Source organism: Microbulbifer maximicatervae (SeqCode) (genome assembly GCF_052467385.1).
In genome coordinates this window covers 506,065-519,631 of the sequence record NZ_CP174311.1, presented here as the reverse complement: position 1 = coordinate 519,631, position 13,567 = coordinate 506,065, and the positions used below count along the sequence as shown (strand labels likewise).

Genomic DNA, 13,567 nt, shown 5'->3' with positions numbered 1-13,567 from the left:
AAATCAATATGAAACCCTAACTAACTCCACCTATCGCTTACCGGCAAAAAACACGGTGCACCCACGACAAAATTGAAATAGAAAAAACCTAGAAAACAACGGCCAATACTTCTTCTATAACTAATCGGGTAGAGGGTTTTCCAATGAAAATTAAAAATATTAGTTTTTTAAAGCTTTCACCTCACTGAATTCACGCCGGCCAGATATCCCTGAGCCCACAGAAAATGCCACCTTTCGATAGCTTACAAATAGTATCCCCAATGAATCAAAACCGATATTTTGGGGCCTCAGAACAACTCTTTGACCCCATCAGCTTTAAGATTTAATCATGGAGTTTCTAAAGCCCAAGATTAATATCAGATTTGCGATAAACCACAGGTCTTTAATAATAAAAATACCGCTGGAGCTAAGTTGCCAGGTAGCTACCCAACTGCCCGGGTAGGAGTAGAGGAAGGTCTGGGTTGTTATAAATACTGCGGCACAAAACAATAGTCCCGGCCAAAACAGCTGCCGGATATAAATACCCAAGGCGAGGATAGCCAGCGCAATCAAGTCATATATACCGATAAGATTTGAGGCCACCTGCACGCTAAATACACTGTATAACCACGACATCAGTGGCGAAGTGCTTACCAGGCCTTCAATCCCCTCAGCCTCAAGCGCTGTGAATTTCATCCCACCAATCCAGAGTAATACCAAGCCGACAGGGAAATAATTGAGCCATATCAACTTTAGTGGACTCAACGAATCCCGATACAACCAGGTAATACCCAAGGTTAACAGGGCAAAGTACTTAATTATCCCCTGTCCTGAGCCAATTGCAGGAAAGCCGCCCAGGGAGTCGATCCAATGGCCGCTGCCAAGAAGACTCAGTAGGGGCACTAGCGATATTAAAATCAGAAGGATTGCCAGGGGCTTAACAACCCGCTCAAAGCGAAGGGCGAGTGCCCCCAAAATAGCGGCGACTGAAAAAATAATAGCGGTCAGTAAACGTATAGAGGAAAGCACCTCCTCATTAGTGACACCGTAGAATTCAAATACGCGCTTGATACCACCCCATTGGCCGGAAAAAAGCGCCACCGCAATAAGCGCAAAGGCGATGGCCACCAGGGCGAAGGGAAGTTTTCGAAGAAGGAATGACATTTGTTGACGACCTCTTAACAAATTAGAGCTTAGTCACCAGCCTGACCAGAGCCCCTCTCTCCATACAGGTGAAAGGCGGCTCTGGGGTATTGGTTAAATCTATGTCGTCTTGGCCCGGGGAATTATTACACCCCCATAGAGAATCACATTTACTGTTACTCCAGTATCAATGTGCCCCGATACATTTGCATCTGGCAGTTGAACGGGTATTCACCCGGCTCGGCTTTTGGTATTTCCACCAAGGTGTCCTGGTTCAGGGCAAGCTGAGCGCTGACTTCCAAGTCTGGAAACAATACCCACTCGGAGCAGGGACTTGGGTCCTCCCGGTGAAAATGCAAAGTCGCTGTGCGACCGGCGGGCAGGCGGATAAGATCCGGTTCGTAAACTCCATCCTTAACCAGAATCTGTAAATTATCCTTGCTCGGCGTCGCCTTACTGGCACTTCTTTTTGGCCCCAACCAAAACCACCAGATAACAGCCAGAATCATCAGCACACCGACGATATTTACGAGAACTTCAGCCATTTAGCGAGCCTCCGATGGTTTAAAGAAGCGCAGGCGGTTGGCATTACTGACCACCGTCAGGGAGGAAAGCGCCATAGCACCACCGGCAACAATGGGGCTCAGTAACATACCCGTAATCGGGTAGAGGACACCGGCGGCGATGGGAATACCCAGAGTGTTATAAATAAAAGCTCCAAACAAGTTTTGCTTGATGTTGTGCAAAGTGGCCCGGGACAACTCCACGGCATTGGCGACCCCGTGCAGGGAGGAACGCATCAGGGTGACATCGGCGCTCTCAATAGCAACATCGGTACCGGCACCTATCGCAAAGCCCACATCGGCCCGCGCCAGGGCCGGGGCATCGTTAATCCCGTCACCCACCATACCCACTCGCTCGCCTTTTTTTTGCAATTCAGCGACGATCCCCTCTTTATCTTCCGGCAATAGTTCTGCGTGAACTCGATCGATGCCCAGTTGCCGGGCAACCGCTTCAGCACTGCCGTGATTGTCCCCGGTAAGCATTTCAATGCGTAAACCCAGTTTGCTCAGTCGCTCGATTGCAGCTTGCGCATCAGCGCGAATCGGATCGGCTACGGCAATAATCCCCCGCAACTTGCCGTCCACGGCGGCGTACATCACCGTGCGCCCCGCCGCAGCCAACGTGGCTGCCCGCTCATTCCAGACATCCAGGGAAATGGCTTCCTTTTGCATTAACTTGGTATTCCCCAACAGCACGTGACTGCCACCGATATCACCACTCACACCGTGAGCTGTGATGGCTTCAAAGTTGGCTGGAGACTGCAATTCAAGGTTTTTATCGTGAGCTGCCGTCACTATGGCTTCAGCCAAGGGGTGCTCTGAGCCCTGCTCCAGGCTCGCCACTAAACGCAGCAGTTCATCACTGTCGCCATCACTATCGATATCTGTCAGACGCGGAGAACCCTCGGTGAGAGTCCCGGTTTTATCCACAACCAGGACATCCAGAGTGCAGGATTGTTGCAGGGCCTTGCCGTTGCGCACCAATACACCGTACTCGGCACCTTTGCCGACCCCCACCATAACCGACATGGGAGTAGCCAAACCCAAGGCACAAGGACAGGCGATAATCAGCACCGAAGTCAGTACTACTAACATATGGGCAACCCGAGGATCGGGGCCCAAGTTGAACCAAACCAGTGCGGCCACCAGGGAAATAATCATCACCACTGGCACAAAGATGCCGGAAATCTTGTCCGCCAAGCGCGCGATAGGTACCCGGGAGCTCTGGGCATTCTTTACCATCTCGATAATCTGCGCGAGGCGGGTGTCGGAACCCACTTTATCTGCGCGAAACAACAGGCTGCCATTTTTATTCAGGGTGCCGGCGGCGAGGCTGTCACCCTCCGCCTTTTTCACCGGCACTGGTTCCCCGGTGAGCATGGATTCATCTACCAGGCTGCGCCCTTCAAGCACAGTACCATCCACCGGAATTTTCTCGCCGGGGCGGACGCGCAGCTGGTCTCCCTGCTGCACCTGCTCGATAGGCAGATCCACCTCTCGGCCGTCTCTCAATACCCGCGCGGATGTATCCTGGAGCTCCAACAGCTTCTCCACTGCGGCACTGGTGCGCCCGCGAGCCCGAATTTCCAGTGCCTGGCCGAGGCTGATCAGGCCAATAATCATGGCACTGGCCTCAAAATACACATGTCGTGCCGCTTCCGGTAAGAGATGGGGGACCAATACTACAAGCATGGAGAAGAGCCAGGCCGTTCCCGTGCCCAGGGCCACCAGCGTATCCATAGTGGCATTGTGGTGGCGCAGTGCCTTCCAGGCACCGCTGAAGAAGTTACCGCCACAGAAGACCAGCACTGCCAGGGTAATCAGCCCCATAGCACCCCAGGCCAGCTGCTCCGCCGGGGTATTCACCGATACCTTGTCAGTGATCAGCCCCCAAGCCATCATTGGCACGCCCACGCCCAGAGCAAATGCCGAGCGCCACAACTGCTGGCGGTAGTGCCGCTGTGTCTGCTCCCGCTGTTCCGCGCGCTGCTCTCGTTCACTACTTCGCAGGAGTTCAGCGCCGTAGCCCGCGCCTCGGACGGCTTCGATACAGGATTCAGCCTCCGCCGGGCCGTATACCGACAGGATTTTATCGGACAGGTTTACCCGGGCATCAGTCACCCCGGCTACGGCCTTAACCGCAGTCTCAATTTTGTTGATACAACCGGCACAATTGACTCCACTCAAACGGAACACCGTTGGCGCAGATTGTTGCTCCTTCGTCATCTTGCTCTCCCGCAACACCAATTACAGCGACAAAGTTACAACCTTACCGCTAGGGGAAGGCAACAGTTGGCAGCGCACCGTCTGCCGAAATTTCGCAGTCAATTCATCCTTCAGCTTAGTGGTTGGCACCAGGGGAAGGAAAAGGCTGAGGATTCGCCAATGATCGCGCATGCGATGCGACGGAATGTTATTATCGCGCCATGACACATCCCCTGCTCCCCGAAAGACCCCTGAGTATCTCTCCTTCTCTAGCTGCCACTGTCGGCCTGGAGGAAGCTGTGCTGCTCACTGCACTTGGCGACCTGGCTCCATTCCTTTCCCTGGAGCCCTACGGAGGCCGGGATTGGTATACCGCCGAGGGGGAGCAGCTATATCTGCTGCTGCCCTTCTGGCAGGCAGCGGATATCCAACGGGTAGCCACCAGCTTGCGCAACCAGGGTGCCCTTCTGCTGGGGGCGGCACCATTCGGCAGTAGCGAGATTCTGAAGTTCGCCCTGCCCGGTGAATACAAGCGCCCGATGGCAACACCCCCTACCCCATCCAACCGCAATGCCAACACCATTGCCCCCAGTTGGCAGCCGGATAGTGAAACCATGGCGCGTATCGCCCAGCTGGGTATTCCCGAGCACTTTGTAAGGGAGCAACTGCCGGAGTTTGTCACTTACTGGCGCGAGCGCGCCGAGCCCCGCCACTCCTTTGGCTCCCTGTTCCTGCGCCAGGTTAAAAGCAAGTGGGAGGCTTTTCGCGCAACGGCTCAGCGCAAGCAGCCACTGCCCAACGGCTGGCAACCCAGCGATGAGACCCTGCGCAAGCTGGCGGACGAGGGAGTCCCCAGCACTTTTGTCAGCCGCGGCCTACAGCGCTTTCTCGATTACCACCGCTCCAGTGGCAAGCAGTCCATTTCCTGGGATTTGGAATTCAATGACTGGATCATGGAAGACTGGGAGAAGCAGGACACGCCATTTATCGAAAAACGCAAGCCCACTGCTATGTCCCGCGACTGGCAGCCCAGCGAGCACACCTGGGAGCAGTTGCAGCGCCTGGCCATCAATCCGCGCTTTGCCGCCGAATTGCTACCGGAATTTATTTATAAATGGACCGAGCGCGGTGGCCACAGTGCCCGCTGGGGTGAACTGTTTATCGAGTATGCGCGGGAAGAGTGGGCCTATTACTGCCAGGGTATTGAGAAAAACCCGGTGGCCAAACCTATCTCCCGCAACTGGCAGCCCAGTGGTGACTGCCTGAGTCATTTGATGAACCAATGCGAGATAGATCGCGACTTTGCTCTATCCCTGGTTCCGGAATTTATTATTTACTGGCGCGGTCAAAATGCCGCACGTAAAAGCTGGGACGCCGTATTTGTGCGTCACGCGCGCCACCAGTGGGCGGAGCGCAACAAACTGGCAATAGGAAACTCTTATGGCAATCCACAAGACTCCCACAACAACACCAACCAGCGCACCCGCGACCGGTCAATCGGCGACATACTCACAGACACAAACTGGTAGTGAACAGGGCCAGGAACTGCTGAACGAAAAGAAGCGCGCAATCAATGAAGTATTTGCGCTGTTTAAACTGAATTATCACAACCAGTTCAGCGCAGCGTTTCCAGACACTGAAACCCTTCACCACGCTAAGCGCCTCTGGCTGGAGGCCCTGCTTGCTTTCGCTCCCCAGGATATTATGCAGGGTGCCAAGCGAGCGATCCTGCAAAGCGAGTACCTGCCCACCGTACATAAAATGCTGCAGCTGTGCGCCGCTGGGGAGAATGGTTTACCGGAAGCTCGCGCCGCCTATCGCGAGGCCTGCAATGCCCCCAGCCCCAAAACCAATTACAACTGGAGCCACTTAGCGATCTACCACGCGGGGCGGGAATCCAACTGGTTTTTTCTTGCCAATAACCCCGAGTCTATCGCCTACCCGGTCTTTGCCGAGCACTATCGAAAAATATGTGAACGAGTCCTGGGGGGAGAAAAGCTAACCGCTCCAGAGCAATTAAAGCTGGAGGAAAACCCCGGCTCACCACTTTCCAAGGAAGAAAATTCGAAAAGACTCTCGGAGATGCGGGCAAAGCTTGGCATTTAGAAATTAACAGCCAACTGCTTACTCTGACTTTGAATACAGGGCCTGATACCTAAAGGCCCTCACGCCAATGACTTGTTAAGTAAAAGCCCTGATCTAGCTTTACTGTGCTTTAAATAAAAATAAACAAAGCACAGGACAGATCATGAATAATTTTAAGACCACCTTAAAAATAAGCTTTTTTTCCAGCCTTATATTCACTTTCGCTACAAATACCAGCGCTGACTTTGCCAACAGGAAATATATTGGGGCTACCCTCGGTGAAACCTCTTATCCTCAATTTTGCTCATCTGCAAACCCCCGGATAAAATCACAGATTCCTCAAGGATCCACAGACGGACGCTTTCATTGCAATAGTAGCGGCAGTACGATTAAATTTTATGGCGGCTTGCGCTGGAACAGATACCTCGCCCTTGAAATCAGCTATCTAAAACCTTCAGCTGCGCAAAGCAGCTTTTATACCAATAATGAAAATGGAGAGTATGCAAAGGCTGCATACCAGGTTGAAACACATTTATTGACCGCCTTTTTATTGGGTTTTTATCCTGTTAATTCCAATATAAATATGTTTGCCAGAGTCGGGGCTGGAGCTTGGAGAGGGAAATTATCAGAGCAACAATCCGCTCAATTTTATCTCCCCCAGCAATTATCCAATGGACAATTCACGGCACAACTTCAGACGTTCGATAAAGACAAGTCCCAAAACCACAAAGGCCCTCACTGGGGAGTTGGGGTCGGTATGAATTATGTCTATAGGAATCACTGGATTTGGAGACTGGAGTGGGAGAAACTGGAGCCCACTGGAGTAGACTTCAATGCAGAAACACTATCACTGGGTTTAGGGCGGCTTTTTTGAACTTTGTTAATTGACACCTATAACTTTATACTAATTAGATAGAGTTCCCGCAAACTATTACTGGGAACTCTACCTTTAGGCGACAAATCCAGTTAATAGAGTAGGTCCTACCTTCGACCAATCTAAAAGACGTTATTATTTTGGTGGTTGCCTTAATAAAATTTCACTCTAAAATCAGCTTCAGCGGTCCCCCATATAAGCTAAACAAGGTCAAGCCATGAACCGCTTTAGCCCCCTATTCATTATTTTTCTACTTTCCTTACCAGCCCTTGCTTGCGCCGATTTCTACTCACACAAATATGCTGGTATTTCTTTCGGTAACCAGCATGCCAATAACTTGTGTAGCGAAGCAGAAAAGCGAGTTCAACAAATTAGCGCCAGCTTAGATCAAGTGGATCTCAGTCGGTGTGATGATAAAAATAACGCCTGGAAACTATTTGCAGGAATTCGATGGACACCTTACCTGGCAATTGAAGCCAGCTATCAAAATTTCAATAAGTACCAGCTGAATACCCATATCTCATATGGGGATGGTGAATATTTAAACTATTTCTCTGATTTTGATAGCCAGCTTTTCAATATATTTTCCCTGGCGTATCTTCCCCTGGGAGAGTCATTTAGCTTATTTGGGAAACTTGGCACCGGCATCTGGTACGCGGAAACCAATGAGATTCAGAAGGGTGAAGTTTTTATCCTATACCAGCTTGAAGATGGCAGTTTAATAGAACAATTAACTCCAGTCAGAGGTGAATTAACCGATAGCAGCAATGGATTCCACTGGGCTTATGGTGCTGGTATTAACTATAGCTATAGGGGTAAGTGGAGCCTACGGATAGAGTGGGAACAGTTTTCAAAAATTGGGGGCGATACGTTTCTGGATGAAATAGATAGTGAAGCTATCACTATGGGGTGGAGTATGCATTTTTAATGATAAACCCCTGTTAAATACTGATAGAACTCCTCTCTATAAGCAGCCATTAACTAATACATTCTAAAATGAACAACAAAAAGAATAAAATACTGAATGAAAAAGATCTGGAGGAATACCAAGAAGACTATCGAGCGAAAATAGATTATGAAAACACGCTAAAAGAAACCAAAAAAACTCATTCAATTATATACATTACAATAGTTTCTATACTATTAATTTACTCAATCTTCGTTTCGAGAAGCTCTAGGCAGCCAGACAATTTTCAATGGACCATTCTTATAGTGTTTGTGCTGTTAATATTCGGAACAAAAAAACAACTAGAGCAAGAAAAACTTGAAAACCCACCTATTTGCACCGACTGTAAGAAAAATATGGAGCCCTATGAGTTTCGATCTAGAAGTAAATCACTAGATGTTAATGGTATCGCCTACCTATGTAGGGACTGTAAGTCGAAAATAATTGATACTGAGCCATCACATTCTGGATAATTCACATAGCCAAACGGCCTATCTTTCCGATCCAATCAGATATCTATAAAATCAATAGCCAAGCTTCACAAGATTAGACAAAACTGTATCAATAAGTATTATGTCAAGATTTCTCAAGGCATCAGCCTTACTATTTTTTCTCTTTATTCTTTGGATTATCTATCTAGCCAATACCGGATCGAATAGTATATTTTTTGACCTTGTCCGTGCTATGCCCTATGGCGATAAACTAGGCCATATCGCCTTGTTTGGTACTTTTGGCCTTATCCTGATACCTGCCACCCGCGCCACTTATTTTAAGCTCGGCTTTATTAGAATTTACTATGGTGCTATCGCAGTGCTTGGCTTTGCCCTGATTGAAGAGATAAGCCAGGCATTTGTTCGCTCAAGGACTTTTGACTTACTTGATCTGGCCGCCGATATCGTTGGAGTGATACTTGCAAGCTCTCTGGTTTACCTGGTTCAGAGAGCCCGCAATATTAACAATTTAAGCCAGCCGGAAAACCCCGATACCGCTAGTGAGACAACAGACGATTGATATCCCTCCAATCAACCAATTTAAAATTCTGGGCTGCGCTGGGCATTCGGTTGCGCCCATCCTGAACAACTAACAAACCTTGAGGATATTCCGCACCCAAAGCTGAACTGGTAACGGCCAAACCATCGGTCTCCGAACTGCCATCCACACCTAACTGGGGGTTCATACCAACCCGAAAATGGGTAATAAATTCATTCCCACTACGGCTGAATAGTGCATAGCTATCATTACCTTGACTGGATATCACTAGATAGCCCTTGTCGCCATCCTGATAAAGTGCCAATCCCTCTATATCTGCCACCAGCTTTTCACCATCCACTTCTGCCACCAACTCTGGAGAGGCCTCTGATAAGGACTTTAGGTCCAGCCGCCAAATCCCCCGGTCCTCCTCAGCAAAAAACAGGGTTCCGAACTGGTCATCCACAACACAGCCTTCAACCTGTCCATAGTCATCAAACTGGATACCCTGCTCAATCTCAAACTCATTGGAGGACTCAGAGACATTGATTTTGAGCTGATGCAAGCTGGCCTCCTTGTCAGAAACCCAGGCATAAAGCCCACTATCGTCCTGTTGCAGGCACAAGCCATAGGGATCATGAAGCCCTATACCCCGGTATCCAAGATACCCCACCTCGCCCGTTATACTGATAGAAAATAGATCCAAACCGGGATTAGTACGATTAGAGACAACGGCAATCGCATCGATATCGGGGTGGGAAATTTTACGGATATCAACATTATTAACCCTGCCTACCGGAAAGTGCTGTTTTAAGCCGCCTGATAGATGATAGATATTGAGCCCCTTTTTTTTATCTGTAGCAAAAATCAGGCTGTTTGCCGGCGAATGAGAGTTCACCCAAATAGCGGGATCATCGGCAGCATCCCCATAAGAGTGAACGGGGTCAGTTTGTCCCCTGGCGGCAACAGTGGGAATAATCTCAAGCGGACTATCTGTAACGCTGGTCAGCTTGGTATTTATCGGGAAATAGGTTATTTCACTCTGATTATCATTTAATACGGCCAACCTATCATCAAAAACTGCTATAGAGGCAGGGCTTTCTGCAGGCAATGTCCAAGACTGGTCGGACCTACCACTTCCTGACAAGTCGAAAGCCTGTACTCCCTGTTCCACTGCAATCCAGGTTTGGTCCTGCTGATAACCCAGTCGCAAGCTGCCGAAATCATCACCGAGCTGTTTCGCCGAGATTAAAAGCTCACGCTCCTCATCTCGCTCTGCATCGGCATTCAATGCCAATATCCCTACAGGCGGCTGTGATACCAGTAATCGCCCCCGACGGTTATCCACACTACAACTATTAACCTCTTCCCCCAAATATATTGGGCGTATCTCGGTAAAGTCCCAGTGCTCATCACTGGGAGAAAGCAGGTACTCAAACCCCCGTCCGTCCTCTCCAATGGCAAACAGGTGATCTCTTCCTGCTTGTAGTGAAAAACAGAGTGCGCTCACAGGCTTGGCACTCTCAAGCTTTCCTAAAAGTTGAAGCTGCAAATCATCGTTTAGATCAGTAAATAATTGATATAGCTGTAATTGCGCTTCCTGCTCTTCGTAAGCCGCCACCAGGTAGCTACCACCTTCCCTTGGCTGAATGGCAAGTGCCTCTACTCTGCCATCCTTTTGAACTTGTATTTCTGCGGACTCATCTACAAGCACTAGCCCCTTATCTTTACTGGATAGCAACAAGTATTGCTGCTTAGGGAAACTGACCAGCTGAATCTGTTCAGCTATCAGCCCCTTTAAAGAGATGATCTTTTGTGAAGATAATCTTTGACTATCCTTTTCAAGATCACATCCGAGTAATATAAGGCAGGACAAAACACCCACTATTGAAAAACGCATAATAAAACCTGCTTAGGACTTACCGGTAACTGACAGAAAATATTATTTTTACAAAAACAAAGCCCCCACAATATTGCAGGGGCTTTATCAGGGTAAAAAATTGCACTAATCCAAAAATTCCAGTGTAAATTCTAGAAAGTGCTATAGCTCAGCCCAATCGCATAGGTCGGACCGTATTCTTCGTACTGACCATTAAACCCAGACGTGTGAACATAGTAAGGTTCATCCGTGAGGTTAACCCCAGTAAAAGTAAGTTGAAGGCCATTATCAAAGCGGTAGCGGGCCGACAAATCCAATTGCAAATGGTCTTCTTCGTAGCGATCATTAGCCTCATTTTCAAGGTCTACTTCCAGCAGGCGTTCACTGCGAAAAGCTGCTGACAGGCGCATACTAAAGGCATCGCGCTCATAGCCTACAATAAAGTTGCCGACAAAATCCGCCTGGGAAGGCATAGATATTTTGTCACTGCGATCACTGCTATTGAGACCCAGATCAGCTTCTGAATCGGTAAATGTTGCATTGGCCCTGAGTAAGAACCCATTTTCAAAACCTTGGGTCCAGGCCAGTTCGGCACCGCTGATACGGGCGTTGTCTCCGTTAATCGGTTGCCATACTTCAGCATCATCAACCGCTAAATTCCCTACAAAACGGGTAAAATCGGTATTACTGGAAACTTCAGACATGACAATAAAGTTATCGATACTCTTATGGAAAAGTCCCACAGAGAACATACCCAGATCATCCGCATAGTATTCGGCAGAGAGGTCGATATTGCGGGATTCATAGGGGTCTAACTCTGGATTTCCAGATTCAACCTCCAGTTCCCCATCATCGTATTCAATTTTGGCCGGAGAGGGGTTCAAATAACCAAATGATGGACGCGATAAGGACTCCGAATAGGCTGCACGGAGAACAACATTATCGTTGTAATCAAATTTGTAATTAATACTGGGGAAGAAGTTGTCGTAGTCCCGCTCGTAGTTAACCTCAGTGGCATAAACCTCCTCTGCAATTAAATCGGCACCCGGCAGGAGCTCTTCCGACTCTGCCACATTCACGCCTTCAGCATTAAATTCGGTGCGCTCATAGCGAACCCCAAAAACCAGCTGGGAGCGGTCCAACTCAATAGAATTCATCACATACAAGGCCGTGATGTCTTCATTCATTGCGTAGTCACGGGCGGATGCCAAAGCGGTCTCAGTCTCATCTATGTCAAAATCACTGAGGTTAGCATTGATAAAACTATTCAGGCTTCCAACATTGACGCCAGGTCCAAATGCATCCAAACCATAATCGATACTATTGCGAGAAAAGTCCGCCAGAGTGTAATCCCCACCAAACCCTTCATATACAGTCGCATTTAAGTCACCAGCCTTTTCTCGCTGACGCTCATGTAATCCGAATTTAACTACTGAAGGATTGCCAGCCCAATCAATTTCTCTACTGATATCAATACGGAAGCTGATTTCTTCATCTTCAGTAAAGTTATCTTCAATGACCAACTCATCGAGTTGATAACTGGCCGGGTCCAATACTGCTTCAACATCCTCACTTCCCACCGCCATACGGGGAGTATCACCAGCTTCAACATACCCCAAACGCAGGGAGTCCAAGACAAAATCGGTATCGCGTCGATTGGGTTCAGATTCCTCTGCATGGGAATATCCCAAGGCATAGGACAATCCCCATTGCTCAAAATTATGCTCTCCGCCAAATACCGCAGAAATAATTTCCTGTTCTTCCAGGCGGTCCTTCAGGGACTTCTCCAGTGCTGCCTCTTCCCACTCTGCCGAGTTGGCCGAAATAGTCTCCGGCTCATCGCGTTCATCATCGAGCTTCCAGGAATTGCGCTGGCGGATTTCCTGATCAGAAAAATCGGAGTACAAGCTGTGGAGATAGATGCTTGAGTCACTGCCCAGGTCCAGGTCGAAGTTGGCAGCAAGACCTGTGCGCTCCCGGGTAATACTGTAATCGCGATGTTCTATTTCGGTCGCGCCCTTAGCTACAGAGCCATCTTCAGCGGTCAGTTCTTCCCAGCTACCATCAGTCTCAATATTATCTGAGCCAAAATCCCGCTCCTGGTGACTTAGCGCTAAGGCCACCCCGAGACGGCGCTCTCCATCAAGTTCAAAAATATTGGTCATGGTCGCAGCCACTTTGGGGCTGTACTCTTCCTGAAGCTCGCTGTAACTATTCTCTACGCTGAACTTGTAGCGATTGCTGTCATAATCCAGGGCATTCAGACTTTTTATCTCAATGGCACCACCAATAGAGTCTGCGCTCATATCCGGCGTAAGAGTTTTAAATACCTCCAAACTCGCCAATAAGTCCGATGGAATAACATCCAGGGCTACCGCTCGGGTGTTTGTTTCCGGTGCAGGCAGGCTCACACCATTAATTGTTGCCGCATTCAAATTTGGGTCTATACCCCGCACACCAACAAAACGCCCCTCACCCTGATCTCTCGCAATAAATACACCGGGCATTCGCTGTAACGCTTCTGTGACATTGGCATCGGGGAGTTCACCAATCGCATCAGAAGTTTGCACCGCTACGACCTTATTGGCGTCCCGCTGTCGATCCAAGTCGCTGCGCGCATTACTTGCCTGGGCGGTAACCGTCACAGTTTCCATTACCTGCTCATTTTCTGCGATAGCATTTGCGCTAATGATGGCTGTCGCCAGAGCCGCCAATGGCATTCCCAGTAACCGCAAGCCTGAAGTTCTGTATTTCATTGCGTCCCACTCCCACTTTGCCGGTGGTTAATTGAATTGAACGCAGACTAGAAGGCCGCTATGAACTTTACGTGACATTTTTTTTAAGCTTGTCATCACATAGTCAATTAGTACTGCGACGATAGATGTAAGCCCTGCTATTTACACAGATATCAATCGCCTTAAAAG

The 13,567-nt window shown here is 48.9% G+C and carries 10 protein-coding genes; 5 read left to right on the top strand and 5 right to left on the bottom strand.

Annotated features, from left to right (window positions below; all coding sequences use genetic code 11):
- Nucleotides 1-315: 315 nt before the first annotated feature.
- From ACJJIR_RS02290 to ACJJIR_RS02280, 3 genes are all read right to left on the bottom strand, one after another.
- The gene (locus tag ACJJIR_RS02290) at nt 316-1,143 is read right to left on the bottom strand and encodes a DUF417 family protein (protein ID WP_444907188.1); all 828 of its coding nucleotides are present in this window, start codon (nt 1,141-1,143) and stop codon (nt 316-318) included.
- 155 nt (nt 1,144-1,298) lie between these two features.
- On the bottom strand, nt 1,299-1,667 hold the full coding sequence (locus tag ACJJIR_RS02285) for a cupredoxin domain-containing protein (protein WP_444896019.1): 369 nt from the start codon (nt 1,665-1,667) through the stop codon (nt 1,299-1,301).
- The gene (locus ACJJIR_RS02280) at nt 1,668-3,911 is read right to left on the bottom strand and encodes a heavy metal translocating P-type ATPase (RefSeq protein ID WP_444892090.1); all 2,244 of its coding nucleotides are present in this window, start codon (nt 3,909-3,911) and stop codon (nt 1,668-1,670) included.
- 200 nt (nt 3,912-4,111) lie between these two features.
- Here ACJJIR_RS02280 and ACJJIR_RS02275 point away from each other — a divergent pair, with 200 nt between their 5' ends.
- The 5 genes from ACJJIR_RS02275 (at nt 4,112) to ACJJIR_RS02255 (ending at nt 8,806) form a co-directional block, all read left to right on the top strand.
- Entirely contained in the window at nt 4,112-5,419 is a 1,308-nt protein-coding gene (locus ACJJIR_RS02275; protein ID WP_444907187.1) for a DnaT-like ssDNA-binding domain-containing protein, read from the top strand.
- Nucleotides 5,331-5,996, top strand: coding sequence for a replication protein P (locus ACJJIR_RS02270; protein ID WP_108734620.1), 666 nt, complete (start codon nt 5,331-5,333; stop codon nt 5,994-5,996). Before ACJJIR_RS02275 ends, ACJJIR_RS02270 begins: the two co-directional genes overlap by 89 nt.
- Nucleotides 5,997-6,138: 142 nt before the next feature.
- Nucleotides 6,139-6,849, top strand: coding sequence for an outer membrane beta-barrel protein (locus ACJJIR_RS02265; RefSeq protein WP_444896016.1), 711 nt, complete (start codon nt 6,139-6,141; stop codon nt 6,847-6,849).
- A 217-nt stretch (nt 6,850-7,066) separates the two neighbouring features.
- Nucleotides 7,067-7,777, top strand: a complete 711-nt coding sequence (locus ACJJIR_RS02260) for an outer membrane beta-barrel protein (protein ID WP_444892092.1) — start codon at nt 7,067-7,069, stop codon at nt 7,775-7,777.
- Between the two features lie 591 nt (nt 7,778-8,368).
- Complete coding sequence (locus tag ACJJIR_RS02255) at nt 8,369-8,806, top strand: VanZ family protein (protein WP_444896014.1); 438 nt, start codon at nt 8,369-8,371, stop codon at nt 8,804-8,806.
- Here the strand turns inward: ACJJIR_RS02255 and ACJJIR_RS02250 are convergent.
- Together ACJJIR_RS02250 and ACJJIR_RS02245 are read right to left on the bottom strand one after the other, a co-directional pair.
- On the bottom strand, nt 8,784-10,664 hold the full coding sequence (locus ACJJIR_RS02250; RefSeq protein WP_444907186.1) for a phytase: 1,881 nt from the start codon (nt 10,662-10,664) through the stop codon (nt 8,784-8,786). The two genes, ACJJIR_RS02255 and ACJJIR_RS02250, sit on opposite strands and share 23 nt — an antisense overlap.
- 131 nt (nt 10,665-10,795) lie before the next feature.
- Nucleotides 10,796-13,399, bottom strand: a complete 2,604-nt coding sequence (locus ACJJIR_RS02245; RefSeq protein WP_444907185.1) for a TonB-dependent receptor — start codon at nt 13,397-13,399, stop codon at nt 10,796-10,798.
- Nucleotides 13,400-13,567 lie beyond the last annotated feature (168 nt).

What these genes read in the sequence shown, in the direction of transcription:
- ACJJIR_RS02265 (WP_444896016.1), top strand. Translation starts at nt 6,139, where the DNA reads ATGAATAATTTTAAGACCACCTTAAAAATAAGCTTTTTTTCCAGCCTT.
- ACJJIR_RS02245 (WP_444907185.1), bottom strand. Translation starts at nt 13,399, where the DNA reads ATGAAATACAGAACTTCAGGCTTGCGGTTACTGGGAATGCCATTGGCG.
- ACJJIR_RS02260 (WP_444892092.1), top strand. Translation starts at nt 7,067, where the DNA reads ATGAACCGCTTTAGCCCCCTATTCATTATTTTTCTACTTTCCTTACCA.
- ACJJIR_RS02255 (WP_444896014.1), top strand. Translation starts at nt 8,369, where the DNA reads ATGTCAAGATTTCTCAAGGCATCAGCCTTACTATTTTTTCTCTTTATT.
- ACJJIR_RS02275 (WP_444907187.1), top strand. Translation starts at nt 4,112, where the DNA reads ATGACACATCCCCTGCTCCCCGAAAGACCCCTGAGTATCTCTCCTTCT.
- ACJJIR_RS02250 (WP_444907186.1), bottom strand. Translation starts at nt 10,664, where the DNA reads ATGCGTTTTTCAATAGTGGGTGTTTTGTCCTGCCTTATATTACTCGGA.
- ACJJIR_RS02285 (WP_444896019.1), bottom strand. Translation starts at nt 1,667, where the DNA reads ATGGCTGAAGTTCTCGTAAATATCGTCGGTGTGCTGATGATTCTGGCT.
- ACJJIR_RS02270 (WP_108734620.1), top strand. Translation starts at nt 5,331, where the DNA reads ATGGCAATCCACAAGACTCCCACAACAACACCAACCAGCGCACCCGCG.
- ACJJIR_RS02290 (WP_444907188.1), bottom strand. Translation starts at nt 1,143, where the DNA reads ATGTCATTCCTTCTTCGAAAACTTCCCTTCGCCCTGGTGGCCATCGCC.
- ACJJIR_RS02280 (WP_444892090.1), bottom strand. Translation starts at nt 3,911, where the DNA reads ATGACGAAGGAGCAACAATCTGCGCCAACGGTGTTCCGTTTGAGTGGA.